The following is a 15,366-nucleotide window of genomic DNA, read 5'->3' on the forward strand; positions in this document are numbered from 1 at the left end:
CAGTGCGTTAATTCGCGGGGGCGGCGTCGGCGAGCCCCATGGCGACGCCGTCCAGGATGTCGTGCTCCGACACGACCAGCTCGGTGACGCCGACCGCGGCGAGCCGCTCGGCGAGGCGCAGCGCGACCAGCGCACCGCCGCCGATCACGTCGGCGCGGCCGGGGTGCATGGGGCCCAGCGCGAGTCGCTCAGCGGCGGTCATCCGCACCAGGCGCCGGCAGAGGACGCCGAGGTCGCTGAGCGGAACTCGTGCGCCGTGGATCCGGACGGGGTCGTACTCGTCGAGGCCGAGCGCGAGCGCGGCCAGCGTGGTGAAGGTGCCGGCGACGCCGATCCAGGTGCGCACGCCCTCGAGCGGCACGACGGCGGTCGCCCCGTCGAGCGCGGCGTCGATGTGCAGGGTCGCCTCGGCGACCTCGGCGGGAGGCGGCGGATCGGTGTGCAGCGCGCGCTCGGTGATCCGCACGCAGCCGATGTCGGCCGAGAACGCATGTGCCACGGCGCCACCGGACCCGACCACCAGTTCCGTCGATCCGCCGCCGAGATCCACGACGAGCGCAGGATCCACGGACGCGAGCCCTACCGTGGCCCCGCGGTACGACAGTTCGGCCTCCTCGTTCCCGGGAATCACCTCGGCCCGTGCACCGGGCGTGATCCGCCCCAGGGCGGCGGCGGTGAGCTCGAGGAAGACCTCCCGGTTCGATACGTCGCGGGCGGCGGAGGTCGCGACCATGCGCACCCGCTCGGCGCCGAGATCCACGGCCGTGGTGACGTACTCGTCCAGCGCGACACGGACCCGCTCGAGCGCCTCGGCGGCGAATTCGCCGGTCGCGTCCACGCCCTGGCCGAGGCGGACGATCCGCATCTCCCGGTGCAGCTCCACGAGCCCGGCGGCGCCCGGCTCCGAGCGCGCCACGTAGAGGCGAATACTGTTGGTGCCGCAGTCGATCGCCGCGACGACGCCCGCGAAGGACGAGCTCACCGGCCGCCCCAGGGGAACTGCGGCTCGGGCCAGTCGGCGGGGACAGCGGTGCCGCACAGGCCGGCTGCGGCGGCGAGGGCCACGGCTTCGTCGCCCAGGCGGACGACGCCGGGCCCCTCGGCGAGCGCGTACGCGATGAGGACGTGCAGGCACTTCACCCGGTCCGGCATGCCGCCGCCGGTGAAGTCGGTTCCCAGGTCCTCCAACGCGTTCCGCGACTCCAAATAGTGTCGGTGGGCGGCGCGGTAGTTCTCGGCGATCGACTCGTCGGCGGCGAGCAGCGCCTCCATTTCGCGCATGATGCCCGCGCTCTCCTGCCGGCTCGCCTCGGCCGTGAGCCGCGGATCCGTCAGGTAGTACAGCGTCGGGAAGGGCGTACCGTCGGGCAGCCGCGGCGCGGTCTTGACGACGGCGGGCTCGCCGTCGGGCGTGCGGTACGCGACGGCGAGGACGCCGCGCGGGGCGCGGCCCAACTGCTCGGCGACCCGGTCCAGGTCCGCCTGGGCGACAACGGATCCATTCATCAGTGCGGCACCGCGATCGTGCGCCAGACATTGGTGTACCACGGGTTCTGCTTGGCCTGTTCCGCCTCGACCTGTTCGATCGAAGGCGCAGGCGCCCCGGGCACCTGCACGCGGTACGGCGTCTCCCCCGGCATCACGTACTGGAGCCGGATCCTGGCCTGCGCCTTGATGTACTCGGGATCGTCCTGCAACCGCTTCTGCTCCTCGAGCCGCGCGATGTCCGAGAGCAGCTGCGCGTGCTCGGCGGCCACCTTGTCCTCGCGCGCCTGCTCGGACAGGTACGTCCGCACGGGCACCGCGAGGGTGAGCGCCAGGACGCACAGCACCAGGAACAGCACGACGGTGCGCCCCGCACTCCGTCCATCCGAACGGCCTTCGCCGCCGGACGGGGTTCGCACGAGGCGGGACCTGCTGCTCACGGTGCTGTGCTCCTTCTGCTCTGGCTATCGATCGGTCAGCTGTTGAACTCGAAGCGCGGGAACGCGGTGTCGCCGGCGTACCGCGCCGCGTCGCCCAGCTCCTCCTCGATGCGCAGCAGCTGGTTGTACTTGGCGACGCGCTCGCTGCGGGCCGGGGCTCCGGTCTTGATCTGACCGCTGCCCACCGCGACCGCGAGGTCGGCGATGGTGGTGTCCTCGGTCTCGCCCGAACGGTGGCTCATCATCGACTTGTAGCCGTTGTTGTGCGCGAGCGCGACGGCGTCCAGGGTCTCCGTCAGGGTGCCGATCTGGTTGACCTTCACCAGCAGCGCGTTCGCGGCGCCGCGGGCGATGCCGTCCTCGAGGCGCTCCGGGTTGGTGACGAACAGGTCGTCGCCGACGAGCTGCACCTTGTCGCCGATGGCGTCGGTGAGGTCGACCCAGCCCTCCCAGTCGTCCTCGGACAGCGGATCCTCGATCGAGACCAGCGGGAACTCCCCGACCAGGCCGCGGTAGAACTCGCCCATCTCGGCGGCGCTGAGCACCTTGCCCTCGAACTTGTAGCCCTCGGGGGTGTAGAACTCGGTGGCCGCGACGTCCAGCGCGAGCGCCACGTCGGAGCCCAGCTTCAGGCCGGTCTTGCCGATGGCCTCGGAGATCAGGTCGAGCGCCTCACGGGTGCCGGCGACCGACGGGGCGAAGCCGCCCTCGTCGCCGAGGCCGGTGTTCAGGCCCTTGCTCTTGAGCACCGACTTGAGCGAGTGGTAGACCTCGGCGCCCCAGCGCAGCGACTCCTTGAAGGTCTCCGCGCCGATCGGCGCGACCATGAACTCCTGCACGTCCACGCCGCTGTCCGCGTGCGCGCCGCCGTTGAGGATGTTCATCATCGGCACGGGCAGGATGTGCGCGTTCGGGCCGCCCAGGTAGCGGAACAGCGGCAGCGCGGCGGACTCGGCGGCTGCCTTCGCGGCGGCCAGCGAGACACCGAGCAGCGCGTTCGCGCCGAGGCGGCTCTTGTCCGGGGTGCCGTCCAGGTCGAGCAGGGTCTGATCGATGATCCGCTGCTCGTCGGCGGGGATGCCGATCACCTCGGGCGCGATGACCTCGAGCACGCCCTCGACGGCCTTCGTCACGCCCTTACCCAGGTAGCGGTCGCCGCCGTCACGCAGCTCCACGGCCTCGTGCTCACCGGTGGACGCGCCGGACGGCACCGCCGCGCGGGCGAAGCTGCCGTCGGCCAGAACGATCTCCACCTCGACCGTGGGGTTGCCACGGGAGTCGAGGATCTCGCGGGCGCCTACCTGGATGATTTCGGACACGGTCTCTCCTTATGCACTGGCCGAGCTCGGGGGCAACTCACCGGCAAGCCTAGTGCCCGGCGGTCGTGACACGAAGCCCGGCGCGCACGATAGTGCGATCACACCGATCGAATCCGTTCATACCGCGCGCGTCCGGCGCTACCCTGCGGCCATGAGCGCCGTCCCCGTCCTCGACCTGTCTCTGCTCGATACGGAACCCGAGCGGTTCGACGGTGCCGTCCGTGCCGCCGCGCACGACGTCGGCTTCTTCTACCTGACGAGGCACGGCGTCGCGCACGAGCGGATCGACGAGGTGCTCGCACTGGCGCGCGAATTCTTCGCGCTCCCGCAGGCCGACAAGGACGCGATCGCGATGACGAACTCACCCCACTTCCGCGGCTACACGCGGCTCGGCGGAGAGCTCACCCGCGGGGCGGTGGACTGGCGGGAGCAGATCGACCTCGGACAGGAGGGCGTGAGCCCGGCGCGTCCCCCGAGCACCACGGTGGCCCCGGACGAGCACGGACAGGAGAGCGCGGCACCGTCGGCCTCCGTCCCCGCGGGACCGGACTACCTGAACCTGATCGGCCCGAACCAGTGGCCCGCCGCGCTCCCCGCTCTGCGGACGGTGATGGAGCGCTGGGACGCCGACCTCGCACGCGTCTCCCGCGCGCTGCTGCGGGCGTGGGCCCGATCACTGGGCGCCGACCCGCAGGTCTTCGACGCCGCCTTCGCCGTCGAGCCGGCGACGCTCATCAAGATCGTCCGGTACCCCGCGGGCACGGACTCGGATCAGGGCGTCGGCGCGCACAAGGATTCGGGCGTCCTGACTCTGCTGCTCGTCGATCCCGACTCGGAGGGGCTCCAGGTCCTGCCGCCGGGCGCCCGGGAGTGGGTCGACGTGCCACCGATGCCGGGCGCGTTCATCGTCAACATCGGCGAGATGCTCGAGGTCGGCACGGACGGCTACCTGCATGCCACGGAACACCGGGTGGTGAACCGCCGCGCGGGCGGGGACCGGATCTCGGTGCCGTACTTCTTCAATCCCGCCGTGACGGCGCGGATGCCGCACCTACCTCTCCCGGCGGACCTGCGGACGGGGGTCACCGTCGACCCCGACAACCCGATCTTCGACACCTACGGCGAGAACGCCTGGAAGAGCCGCCTGCGCGCGCACCCGGATGTCGCGGCGCGGCACTACCCGCAAACCGCTTCGTAACCCGACCTGCGTCCCTATCGTGGGGACCATGACCGGCGCAGCCCCGCTCGTCCTCGTCTACAGTTCCAACGCGCGGCACCGCGCGGAGATCACCGCCGCCCTGGGCGCCCGGCCCGCGCCGGACAGACCTCCGATCACGGTGCTCGAGGCGGCCACCGCGCAGGCCGTCATCGCGCGGCTCGACGAGGGCGGGGTCGCCCTGGTGGTGCTCGACGGTGAATCATCCCCGACGGGCGGGATGGGCCTCGCCCGGCAAGTGCGCGACGAGATCGAACCGTGCCCGCCGCTGCTCGTGATCACCGCGCGGCGCGCGGACGGCTGGTTGGCACGTTGGTCCCAGGCCGACGACTGGGTGAGCCACCCCCTCGACCCGTTCGAGCTCGCGGAGGCGGCGGGCCGCCTGCTCGCGACGGCCACGCTCTGAGTCGACACGCTCGCCCCAAAACCCCACCCCGATCAAACGTTGGACCTATAGTTGTGATGTAGCTCACAACTTCACTCAGGGGAACCTAACCGGTTCTGCTGACGGGGATTTCGCTGACACCGCGGAAGGAGCATCGCCGTGAACCTGTACGTGCCCATCCTCGTACTGGGGGCGATCGCGGCCGCCTTCGCCGTGTTCTCCGTGGGCGTCGCCCGCTTCGTGGGGCCCCGCCGGATCAATCGCGCGAAGCTCGAGGCCTACGAGTGCGGCATCGACCCGTCCCCCGAACCCGCGTCGGGGGGTGGCCGGTTTCCGGTGAAGTTCTATCTGACGGCGATGTTGTTCATCATCTTCGACATCGAGATCGTCTTCCTCTATCCGTGGGCCGTGCATTTCGACGTGCTGGGCACCTACGGCCTGCTCGCCATGGGCCTCTTCCTGGTCAACGTCACGGTGGCCTACGCGTACGAGTGGCGACGGGGAGGACTCACGTGGGATTGAGGGAGGCACCCGAGGTGCGCCACGTTGACGGACCCGTCGGGAGCGAATCAGGCCGTGGAGTGGACGTGGCACCCGAGGTGCGCCACGCTGACGGACCCGTCGGGAGCGGGGTGTGGTCGTGGGCATAGAGGACAAGGTTCCAGGCGGTTTCCTGCTGTCCACGCTGGAGGTGGTGGCGGGGTACGCGCGGAAGGGATCGCTGTGGCCGGCCACGTTCGGGCTGGCGTGCTGCGCGATCGAGATGATGGCCACCACCGGCCCGCGATTCGACATCGCCCGCTTCGGCATGGAGGCCTTCCGCGCGTCGCCGCGGCAGGCGGACCTGATGATCGTCGCGGGCCGCGTCAGCCAGAAGATGGCGCCGGTGCTGCGGCAGGTGTACGACCAGATGGCGGAGCCGAAATGGGTGCTGGCCATGGGGGTCTGCGCCAGTTCGGGCGGCATGTTCAACAACTACGCGGTGGTGCAGGGTGTGGATCACGTGGTGCCCGTGGACATCTACCTCCCCGGCTGCCCGCCGCGTCCCGAGATGCTGCTCAACGCGCTCCTGGCCCTGCACGAGAAGGTGGCCGAGACGCCGATGGGCGTGAACCGCGAGTCCGCCCGGCGGGCCGCGGAGGAAGCCGCGATGGCCGCACGACCCACGATCGAGCTCAAGGGCCTGCTGCGATGACCGACTCCTCCGAGGGCCCCGAGGCGGGCGGCACCGTCGAGCCCGCCGGACCGCAGCCGGACGTGGTGCGCACCCGCACCGGCATGTTCAGCGGCGGCACCGGCGACACCTCGGGGTACGGCCGGATCACCCGTCCGGTCGCCATGCCCGGGCCGGGCTCCGAGCCCCTGCCCGACGGCTACGAGGGGGTACTAGCGGGTCTGCGGGACGCACTCGCGGAGGCCGACGGTGCGCCCGGGCTCGCCGAGGCTCTCGGCGCGGTCGTCGTGCATCGGGGCGAGGTGACGCTGCGCGTGCCGCGGGAGCACGTCGTGACGGTGGCGCGACTCCTGCGTGATCGGCCGGATCTGCGGTTCGAGATGTGCCTCGGCACCTCGGGTGTGCACTTCCCGGAGGACGCGGGCGCCGAGCTGCGCGCGGTCACCCACCTGCAGTCCATCACGCACGGCCGGCGGCTGCGCCTCGAAACCTCCTGTCCCGACACCGATCCGCACGTCCCGTCGTTGTTCGCGGTGTACCCCACGACGGACTGGCACGAGCGCGAGACCTTCGACTTCTTCGGCATCGTCTTCGACGGGCATCCGTCGCTGACCAGGATCGAGATGCCGGACGACTGGGAGGGCCACCCGCAGCGCAAGGACTACCCGCTGGGCGGCATCGGCGTTCAGTTCCACGGCGCCGAGGTCGCGGCGCCCGACACCCGGAGGTCGTACTCGTGACCACGGACCAGAGCGAGTTCACCGCGATGGGTTCCGACTGGGACGACATCGCGGCCGAGGCCATCGGCCAGGAGCGGATCGTCGTCAACATGGGCCCGCAGCACCCGTCCACGCACGGGGTCCTGCGACTCATCCTCGAACTCGACGGCGAGACGGTGACCGAGGCGCGGTGCGGGATCGGCTTCCTGCACACGGGTATCGAGAAGAACCTGGAGTTCCGCACCTGGACCCAGGGCACCACCTTCGTCACCCGCATGGACTATCTGGCCCCGCTGTTCAACGAAACGGCGTACTGCCTCGCCGTCGAGAAGCTGCTCGGCGTCACCGAGCAGATCCCGGAGCGCGCCACCGTGATTCGCGTGATGCTGATGGAGCTCAACCGGATCACCAGCCATCTCGTGGCGCTGGCCACCGGCGGCATGGAACTGGGCGCGGTCTCCCCCATGCTCAAGGGGTTCGAGATCCGCGAGCAGATCCTCGACGTCTTCGAGACCATCACCGGGCTGCGGATGAACCACGCGTACATCCGGCCCGGCGGCGTGGCTGCCGACCTGCCCGAGGAGGCCGTCCCGCAGATCCGGAACCTGCTGAAGACACTGCCGAAGCAGCTCGCCGCGATGTCGGCGATGCTCACCGAGAACCCGATCTGGATCGCCCGCACCAAGGACATCGGGTACCTCGACCTCACCGGGTGCATGGCGCTGGGCATCACCGGGCCGGTGCTGCGCTCCGCCGGCCTGCCGCACGACCTCCGGCGCAGCGAGCCCTACTGCGGCTACGAGGACTACGAGTTCGACGTGATCACCGATACCGGCTGCGATTGCTACGGCCGCTACCTGATCCGGGTACTGGAGATGACCGAGTCGCTGCGCATCGTCGAACAGTGCCTCGACCGGCTCGCTCCCGGGCCGGTCATGATCGACGATGCGGGGCTCGGCTGGCCGGCGGACCTCGCGGTGGGGCCTGACGGGCTGGGCAATTCGCGGGCCCACATCGCGGAGATCATGGGCGAGTCCATGGAATCCCTGATCCACCACTTCAAGCTGGTCACCGAGGGCTTCGCGGTGCCGCCCGGGCAGGTGGCGGTGTCAGTGGAGGCGCCGCGCGGGGAGCTGTTGGTGCACGCGGTGAGCGACGGCGGTACCCGCCCGTACCGGGTGCACTTCCGCGATCCGTCGTTCACGAATCTGCAGGCGGTGGCGGCGATGTGCGAGGGCGGCATGGTCTCCGACGTGATCGCGGCCGTCGCCAGCATCGATCCCGTGATGGGAGGGGTGGACCGATGAGCGAACCCGTCTTCCTCGAATTCGGTGCGCGGCCGCAGGAGTCGGTGCAGCTGTACCGCCCCGGCGCGCCCACCGAGTACCCGGCCGACGTGGCCGAGCGACTGACCGCCGACGCGGCGGAGTTGGTCGCACGCTACCCCGAATCCCGATCGGCCCTGCTGCCGCTGCTGCACCTCGTGCAGTCCGAGGACGGGTACATCACCCCGGCGGGCATCGAGTTCTGCGCCCGCACACTGGGACTGACTGCGGCCGAGGTGGTCTCCGTGGCCACCTTCTACTCGATGTACCGGCGCGGGCCCACCGGCGAGTACCTGGTCGGCGTGTGCACCACCACGCTGTGCGCGGTCCTCGGGGGCGACGCGATCCTCGCCTCGCTCTGCGACCACCTCGGCATCGCCCCCGGCGGCACCACCGAGGACGGCTCGGTCACCGTCGAGCGGATCGAGTGCAACGCGGCCTGCGACTACGCACCGGTCGTGATGGTCAACTGGGAGTTCTTCGACGACCAGACGACCGCCGGCGCCCGCGAGCTGGTCGACGCGCTCCGAGCGGGCCGGGCACCGTCGCCCACCCGCGGCGCTCCGCTGGGCACCTTCCGTGAGACCGCCCGGCTGCTGGCGGGTTTCGATGACACCCGGCCCGGAGCGGTCTCGGCGTCCGGCGCCGGCGGCGCCCCGACGATGGCCGGCCTGCGGGCGGCACGGGAGGCAGAGGGAGGTGCCCCGTCATGACCGCGCACCTGACCCCGGTCCTCTCCGCGCACTGGGGCGACCCCGAACCGTGGACCCTCGACGCCTACCGCGCAGCGGGCGGGTACGCCGGTCTGGACCGCGCGCTGGCCCTGTCGCCCGACGAGGTCATCGAGCTGGTGAAGGAGTCCGGCCTGCGGGGCCGCGGCGGCGCGGGCTTCCCGACCGGCCTGAAGTGGAGCTTCATCCCGCAGCTGCGCGAGGGTGAACCCCCGAAGCCCGGCGCCGACAAGCCGCACTATCTGGTGGTGAACGCCGACGAGTCGGAACCCGGAACGTGCAAGGACATGCCGCTCATGTTCGCGACGCCGCACACCCTGGTGGAGGGCGTGATCATCGCGTCGTACGCCATCCGCGCGCGGCAGGCGTTCATCTACGTGCGCGGCGAGGTGCTCGGCGTGCAGCGACGCCTGCGCGCGGCGGTCGCCGAGGCGTACGCCGCCGGCTACCTGGGAAAGCCCATCGGCCCGAGCGGGTTCAGCGTCGACCTGGTGGTGCACGGCGGCGCCGGCGCGTACATCTGCGGCGAGGAGACGGCGCTGCTGGACTCGTTGGAAGGCCGTCGCGGCCAGCCGCGGCTGCGTCCGCCCTTTCCCGCCGTCGCGGGCCTGTACGCCTCGCCGACGTGCGTCAACAACGTCGAGTCGATCGCGAGTGTTCCGGCGATCCTGGCCAACGGCGCGGACTGGTTCCGCACAATGGGCAGCGAGAAGTCGCCCGGATTCACGCTGTACTCGGTGTCGGGCCATGTGGTCCGCCCCGGCCAGTACGAGGCGGCGTTGGGCGTGACGCTGCGGGAGATGCTCGAGCTGGCCGGCGGAGTCCGTCCCGGGCACGAACTCAAGTTCTGGACGCCCGGCGGTTCGTCGACCCCGCTGCTGACGGCCGAGCATCTCGACGTGCCCCTGGACTACGAGGGCGTCGCCGGCGTCGGCTCGATGCTGGGCACGAAGGCGCTGCAGGTCTTCGACGACACCGTGTGCGTGGTGCGGGCGGTGCTGCGCTGGCTCGAGTTCTACGCGCACGAGTCGTGCGGGAAGTGCACGCCGTGCCGCGAGGGCACCTACTGGCTGGTGCGGCTGCTGCGCCGGCTCGAGGAGGGCGAGGGCCGCACGGAGGATCTTCAGACCCTGGCGGACGTCGCGGACGGGGTGCTCGGCAAGGCCTTCTGCGCTCTCGGCGACGGCGCCGCGAGCCCGATCATGTCCTCGCTGAGGTACTTCCGTGAGGAGTACGAGCGCCACGTCGCGGAGGGCGGGTGCCCCTTCGACCCCGCGGCATCCCTGCGCGAGGCGCCCGTTCCGGGAGGTGCGCTATGAGCGAGACGGTCCGGGCCAATATCGACGGCGTCGAGATCGAGGTCCCCGCAGGGACTCTCGTGATCCGCGCCGCGGAGCAGCTGGGCATCGCGATCCCCCGGTTCTGCGACCACCCGCTCCTCGCGCCCGCGGGCGCGTGCCGGCAGTGCCTGGTCGACGTGGAGGGTCAGCGCAAGCCGCTCGCCTCCTGCACCACGACGGTGACCGAGGGCATGGTGGTGCGCACACAGGCCACGTCCGCGGCCGCGGCCGGCGCGCAGCGCAGCGTCATGGAACTGCTGCTGGTGAACCACCCGCTCGACTGCCCGGTGTGCGACAAGGGCGGCGAGTGCCCGCTGCAGAACCAGGCCATGTCCGCCGGTCGCGCCGTCTCCCGCTTCCCGGCCGCCGACAAACGCACCTACCCCAAGCCGATCCCGCTGTCCGCCGAGATCGTGCTCGACCGCGAGCGGTGCGTGCTGTGCGCGCGCTGCACCCGCTTCTCCGAGGAGATCGCGGGCGACGACTTCATCGAGCTCATGGATCGCGGTGCGCTGCAACAGGTGGGCGTCGCCGGCGATCAGCCGCTCGACTCGTACTTCTCCGGCAACACGGTGCAGATCTGCCCCGTGGGCGCGCTCACCAACACCACGTACCGGTTCCGCGCCCGGCCCTTCGACCTGACGTCCACGCCATCGGCCTGCGAGCACTGCGCCAGCGGCTGCGGCCTGCGCACCGATCACCGGCGCGGCGAGGTGCTGCGCCGCCTGGCCGGCGACGACCCCGAGGTCAACGAGGAGTGGAGCTGCGACAAGGGCCGCTGGGCCTTCGCCTACGCCACGCAACCGGACCGGCTGACCACGCCGCTGGTGCGCGGCGCCGACGGTGCGCTGGCCCCGGCCTCGTGGCCCGAGGCGATCGCCGCAGCCGCGAAGGGCCTGGCCGGCCGCGCCGCGGGAGTCCTGGCCGGAGGCCGCGGCACCGTCGAGGACCTCTACGCGTACTCCACCTTCGCGCGGATCGCGCTGCACACGAACGACATCGACTTCCGGATCCGGCCGCACAGCGCGGAGGAGGCGGCCTTCCTCGCCTCGGGCACCGCGGGCGGGGTGACCTACGCCGACCTCGAACGTGCGCCGGTGGTGCTGCTCGCGGGCCTCGAGCCCGAGGAGGAATCGCCCATCGTGCATCTGCGGCTGCGGAAGTCGGTGCGGGCGGGCGGCACCCGGGTGCTGTCGATCGCGCCGTTCGCCTCCCGTGGCCTGTCCCGCCTGGACGGCGAGTTGATCAGTTGCGCGCCCGGCGGGGAGCCCGCCGCGCTCACCGATCCGTCGCTGGCGGAGCGCCTCCACGGTGAGGGATCGGTCGTCCTCGTGGGCGAGCGGCTCACGCAGTCGCCCGGTGCGCTCGCCGCCGCCGCCGCTCTGGCGGAGACCTCAGGAGCGCGGCTCGCGTGGATCCCGCGCCGCGCCGGGGAGCCCGGTGCGGTCGACGCGGGCGCCCTCGCCGGGATGCTCCCCGGCGGTCGGCTCACGGCCAACCAGGCGCACCGGACCGAGCTCGAGACCTTCTGGGGCGGTCCGCTTCCCGAGGGTCCGGGCCGCGATACCGCCGGCATCCTCGCGGCTGCGGCCGCCGGCGATCTTCCCGCTCTGGTGTGCGGCGCCGTCGACATCACCGACCTTCCCGACCCCGACGCGGCGCGCCGGGCCCTGGACGCGGCGTTCGTGGTGAGTCTGGAGCAGCGCGAGTCCGAGGTCACCGCCCGCGCCGACGTGGTGCTCCCCGTGGCGACGGTGACCCAGCGCTCCGGCACCTTCCGAAACTGGGAGGGGCGCGCGCGGGCCTTCGGCGCCGCCCTGCCCGCACCGGGCGCGCTCGCCGACGCGCGGGTGCTCGCCGTCCTCGCCCGCGCCCTGCGCGCCGACCTCGGCTTCACGGACGTCGACGGTGCCGCCGCCGCCCTGCGCGAGTTGGGCACCGTCCGGCCGCCCCGGCGGCCCGTGCCCGCCAGGGCCGCCACCGTCGGCACTCCCGGGCCGGGCGAGGCGCTGCTCGCGTCGTGGCGGCAACTCCTCGACCTGGGGCGCGGGCAGGACGGTGAGCCGGACCTCGCGGCGACGGCTCGGCGTCCGGTCGCACGACTGTCGGCGGACACCGCCCGCGAGATCCAGGTGCCCGACGGTTCCCTCGTCGTCGTCTCCACCCGGCACGGCTCGATCACGCTGCCACTGATGATCACGGAGATGCCCGACCGCGTGGTGTGGGTGCCGCAGAACTCGCCGGGCAGCGCGGTGTTCGAGACGCTCCGGGCCACCTCCGGTTCGGTCGTGTCGATCAATCAGTGGGGGTACCCGCGATGACCCGCACGCTCACACTCGGGCCGCACGCCCCCGTCGACCTGTCCGCGTTCGGCCGCGACCCGTGGTGGCTGGTCCTCGCGAAGGCGGTGGCGGTCTTCGCGTTCCTCGTCCTGACGGTGCTCGCCGCGATCCTCATCGAGCGCAAGGTCATGGCGCGGATGCAGCACCGCTACGGGCCGAACCGGGTGGGCCCCTTCGGCATCCTGCAGTCCCTGGCCGACGGCATCAAGCTGGCGCTCAAGGAGGGCATCACCCCCGCCGGTGTGGACAAGCCCGTGTACCTGCTCGCGCCGATCATCGCGACCATCCCCGCGTTCATGGCGTTCGCGGTGATCCCGTTCGGCCCCGAGGTGTCGGTCTTCGGTACGCGGACGCCGTTGCAACTCACCGACCTTCCGGTCGCGGTGCTCTACATCCTCGCGATCACCAGCATCGGCGTGTACGGCATCGTGCTGGCGGGCTGGTCGTCCGGCTCGACCTACCCGCTGCTCGGCGGCCTGCGCTCCACGGCCCAGGTGATCAGCTACGAGGTGGCGATGGGCCTGAGCTTCGCCGCGGTGTTCCTGTACGCCGGCACGATGGCCACGTCCGGCATCGTGGCCGCCCAGAACGGCACCTGGTACGTCTTCCTCCTGCTGCCCTCGTTCGCCGTCTACGTGGTGTCGATGGTCGGCGAGACCAACCGCGCGCCCTTCGACCTCCCCGAGGCGGAGGGCGAGCTGGTGGGCGGCTTCCACACCGAGTACAGCTCGCTGAAGTTCGCGATGTTCATGCTCGCCGAGTACGTGAACATGACCACCGTCTCGGCGCTGGCGACCACACTGTTCCTCGGCGGCTGGCACGCGCCGTGGCCGCTGAACATGTGGGACGGCGCGAACTCCGGCTGGTGGCCGGTGATCTGGTTCGTGGGCAAGGTGTGGTGCTTCCTGTTCGGCTTCATCTGGCTGCGCACCACCCTCCCGCGCCTGCGCTACGACCAGTTCATGCGGTTCGGCTGGCAACTGCTCATCCCCACCGCGCTGGTGTGGGTGCTCGTCGCCGGGGCGGTCCAGGCGTGGGCACTGGCGGGGCACGACGCGTCGGTGCTCGCCCCCGCGGTCTCGCTGGTCTTCACCCTCGCCGTGCTCGCGATCCTCGTGCTGCGGCACCGTCGCCAGACGGAACCGGAGCCCCGTCCGGACCCCGAGACCTTCTCCCTGCCCTTCGATCCCCTGGCCGGCGGCTTCCCGGTGCCGCCGATGCCCGGCCAGTACCTGCCCGAACCCGCCCGACGAGCCCTGCCGAGCGAGGCCCACGCGAAGGAGGCGTCCCATGGCTGATCCCCTCGGACTCGCCGGGTTCGGCGTGACCCTGCGCACGATGTTCAGCAAGCCGGTCACCGAGAACTACCCGGAGCAGAAGGCGCCCGTGGCCGGCCGGTACCACGGCCGGCACCAGCTCAACCGGTACGCCGACGGCCTGGAGAAGTGCATCGGCTGCGAGCTGTGCGCGTGGAGCTGCCCCGCCGACGCGATCTACGTGGAGGGCGCCGACAACACCGAGGAGGAGCGCTACTCCCCCGGTGAACGGTACGGGCGTACGTACCAGATCAATTACCTGCGGTGCATCGGCTGCGGGCTGTGCGTGGAGGCGTGCCCCACCCGCGCGCTGACCATGACCGACGACTACGAGATGGCCGACCGCGACCGCGGCGCGCTCATCTACGACAAGGAAGACCTGCTCGCCCCGCTGCACGAGGGCGAGCAGCCCCCGCCGCACGCCCTGCGCGAGGGCCTCACCGCCGCCGACTACTACCGGGGCGAGGTGGACGAGTGACCGGAGAGGAATGGGCCTTCTGGATCGTGGCCGTGCCGGCGGTGCTGTTCGCGCTGGGCGTGGTCCTCGCGTCCAAGGCCGTGTACTCGGCACTCTGCCTGGCCGCCACCATGATCCTGCTCGCGGTGGCGTACATCGCGCAGGGCGCCCTGTTCCTCGGCGTCGTACAGATCGTGGTCTACACCGGCGCCGTGATGATGCTGTTCCTCTTCGTGGTGATGCTCGTGGGCGTCGACTCCTCGGACTCCCTGGTGGAGACTCTGCGCGGGCACCGCGTGGCGGCCGCCGTCGCCGGACTCGGCTTCGGCATCCTGCTGATCAGTCTCGTGGCCCGCGCCGTGCTGCCCGCCCCGGACCCCGGCCGCGCGAGGTCGCCGTACCCGCCGAACTCCGTCGAGGCCCTCGCCGACACCGTCTTCGTGCGCTTCCTCTGGGCGTTCGAGCTCACCGCAGCACTGCTCATCACCGCGACGCTCGGCGCGATGATCCTCGCCCACCGCGAGAAGCTCTCCACCGCGCTCTCCCAACGCGAGCAGTCGATCCGCCGATTCCGCGAGGGCCGCCGGGCCACCCCGCTGCCGAATCCCGGGGTGTACGCGCTCGGCAACGCCGTCGACCTCCCCGCCCTGCTGCCCGACGGTACGCCCGCTCCCGACTCCGTCAACCACACGCTCGTCCCGCGCTCCCCCGAACAGCGGCGGGCCCTGCCCGGACGCGCGAACACGCTGGACGACGAGACACCGTCGACCCTGCGGGACGACGCCCGGACCCCGGACGGGAGCGAGGTGTCGTCGTGAATCCACACCTGTACCTGTACCTCGCGGCGCTGTTGTTCGCGATCGGCTCCGCCGGGGTGCTGCTGCGCCGCAACGCCATCGTCGTGTTCATGTGCGTCGAGCTCATGCTCAACGCCGCCAACCTCGCGCTCGTGACGGCCGGCCGGATCCACGCCGTGCCGCAGGGACAGGTGCTGGCCTTCTTCACCATGGTCGTGGCCGCCGCCGAGGTGGTCGTGGGGCTGGCGATCATCATCGCGATCTTCCGGGTCCGGCGGTCCGTGTCCGTCGACGAGCCGCACCTGCTGAGGCGGTGAGAC

General features: G+C 71.4%; 17 protein-coding genes. 13 read left to right on the plus strand and 4 right to left on the minus strand.

Annotated elements, in window-relative coordinates:
• Positions 1-7: 7 nt before the first annotated feature.
• The 4 genes from AXK61_RS22200 to eno are packed head-to-tail and all read right to left on the minus strand — an operon-like array spanning position 8 to position 3,244.
• A complete protein-coding gene (locus AXK61_RS22200) occupies positions 8-982 on the minus strand; it encodes a Ppx/GppA phosphatase family protein (protein ID WP_068574953.1) in 975 nt (324 codons plus the stop codon).
• The gene (locus AXK61_RS22205) at positions 979-1,506 is read right to left on the minus strand and encodes a DUF501 domain-containing protein (RefSeq protein WP_068574952.1); all 528 of its coding nucleotides are present in this window, start codon (positions 1,504-1,506) and stop codon (positions 979-981) included. The genes AXK61_RS22200 and AXK61_RS22205 overlap by 4 nt, the downstream gene beginning before the upstream one ends.
• Entirely contained in the window at positions 1,506-1,925 is a 420-nt protein-coding gene (locus AXK61_RS22210) for an FtsB family cell division protein (protein WP_082778214.1), read from the minus strand. Before AXK61_RS22210 ends, AXK61_RS22205 begins: the two co-directional genes overlap by 1 nt.
• Before the next feature lie 35 nt (positions 1,926-1,960).
• A complete protein-coding gene (gene eno / locus AXK61_RS22215; protein WP_068574950.1) occupies positions 1,961-3,244 on the minus strand; it encodes a phosphopyruvate hydratase in 1,284 nt (427 codons plus the stop codon).
• Positions 3,245-3,395: 151 nt separating this feature from the next.
• On the opposite strand from eno, the gene AXK61_RS22220 reads away from it, so the two are divergent.
• From AXK61_RS22220 to nuoK, 13 genes are all read left to right on the plus strand, one after another.
• Positions 3,396-4,442: an isopenicillin N synthase family dioxygenase gene (locus tag AXK61_RS22220; RefSeq protein WP_068575323.1), complete on the plus strand. Its 1,047-nt coding sequence runs from the start codon at positions 3,396-3,398 to the stop codon at positions 4,440-4,442.
• A gap of 28 nt (positions 4,443-4,470) precedes the next feature.
• The gene (locus tag AXK61_RS22225) at positions 4,471-4,866 is read left to right on the plus strand and encodes a DNA-binding transcriptional response regulator (RefSeq protein WP_068574949.1); all 396 of its coding nucleotides are present in this window, start codon (positions 4,471-4,473) and stop codon (positions 4,864-4,866) included.
• A gap of 138 nt (positions 4,867-5,004) precedes the next feature.
• The gene (locus AXK61_RS22230; protein ID WP_068574948.1) at positions 5,005-5,367 is read left to right on the plus strand and encodes an NADH-quinone oxidoreductase subunit A; all 363 of its coding nucleotides are present in this window, start codon (positions 5,005-5,007) and stop codon (positions 5,365-5,367) included.
• Positions 5,368-5,485: 118 nt separating this feature from the next.
• The gene (locus tag AXK61_RS22235; RefSeq protein ID WP_068575321.1) at positions 5,486-6,040 is read left to right on the plus strand and encodes a NuoB/complex I 20 kDa subunit family protein; all 555 of its coding nucleotides are present in this window, start codon (positions 5,486-5,488) and stop codon (positions 6,038-6,040) included.
• The gene (locus AXK61_RS22240; protein WP_068574947.1) at positions 6,037-6,759 is read left to right on the plus strand and encodes an NADH-quinone oxidoreductase subunit C; all 723 of its coding nucleotides are present in this window, start codon (positions 6,037-6,039) and stop codon (positions 6,757-6,759) included. Before AXK61_RS22235 ends, AXK61_RS22240 begins: the two co-directional genes overlap by 4 nt.
• Before the next feature lie 26 nt (positions 6,760-6,785).
• Positions 6,786-8,045 (plus strand): NADH-quinone oxidoreductase subunit D, encoded by a 1,260-nt coding sequence (locus AXK61_RS22245; protein ID WP_068575322.1) that lies wholly within the window; start codon positions 6,786-6,788, stop codon positions 8,043-8,045.
• Complete coding sequence (nuoE, locus tag AXK61_RS22250) at positions 8,042-8,776, plus strand: NADH-quinone oxidoreductase subunit NuoE (RefSeq protein WP_068574946.1); 735 nt, start codon at positions 8,042-8,044, stop codon at positions 8,774-8,776. The genes AXK61_RS22245 and nuoE overlap by 4 nt, the downstream gene beginning before the upstream one ends.
• Positions 8,773-10,113, plus strand: a complete 1,341-nt coding sequence (gene nuoF, locus AXK61_RS22255) for an NADH-quinone oxidoreductase subunit NuoF (protein ID WP_068574945.1) — start codon at positions 8,773-8,775, stop codon at positions 10,111-10,113. The genes nuoE and nuoF overlap by 4 nt, the downstream gene beginning before the upstream one ends.
• Positions 10,110-12,455, plus strand: a complete 2,346-nt coding sequence (locus tag AXK61_RS22260; RefSeq protein WP_068574944.1) for an NADH-quinone oxidoreductase subunit G — start codon at positions 10,110-10,112, stop codon at positions 12,453-12,455. Before nuoF ends, AXK61_RS22260 begins: the two co-directional genes overlap by 4 nt.
• Positions 12,452-13,774, plus strand: a complete 1,323-nt coding sequence (nuoH, locus tag AXK61_RS22265; protein ID WP_068574943.1) for an NADH-quinone oxidoreductase subunit NuoH — start codon at positions 12,452-12,454, stop codon at positions 13,772-13,774. Before AXK61_RS22260 ends, nuoH begins: the two co-directional genes overlap by 4 nt.
• Positions 13,767-14,270: an NADH-quinone oxidoreductase subunit NuoI gene (nuoI, locus tag AXK61_RS22270; protein ID WP_068574942.1), complete on the plus strand. Its 504-nt coding sequence runs from the start codon at positions 13,767-13,769 to the stop codon at positions 14,268-14,270. Before nuoH ends, nuoI begins: the two co-directional genes overlap by 8 nt.
• Positions 14,267-15,067, plus strand: coding sequence for an NADH-quinone oxidoreductase subunit J (locus tag AXK61_RS22275; RefSeq protein ID WP_068574941.1), 801 nt, complete (start codon positions 14,267-14,269; stop codon positions 15,065-15,067). Before nuoI ends, AXK61_RS22275 begins: the two co-directional genes overlap by 4 nt.
• On the plus strand, positions 15,064-15,363 hold the full coding sequence (gene nuoK / locus AXK61_RS22280; RefSeq protein ID WP_068574940.1) for an NADH-quinone oxidoreductase subunit NuoK: 300 nt from the start codon (positions 15,064-15,066) through the stop codon (positions 15,361-15,363). The genes AXK61_RS22275 and nuoK overlap by 4 nt, the downstream gene beginning before the upstream one ends.
• Positions 15,364-15,366 lie beyond the last annotated feature (3 nt).

The organism is Tsukamurella pseudospumae (assembly GCF_001575205.1).
In the GTDB taxonomy this organism is placed as follows: domain Bacteria; phylum Actinomycetota; class Actinomycetes; order Mycobacteriales; family Mycobacteriaceae; genus Tsukamurella; species Tsukamurella pseudospumae.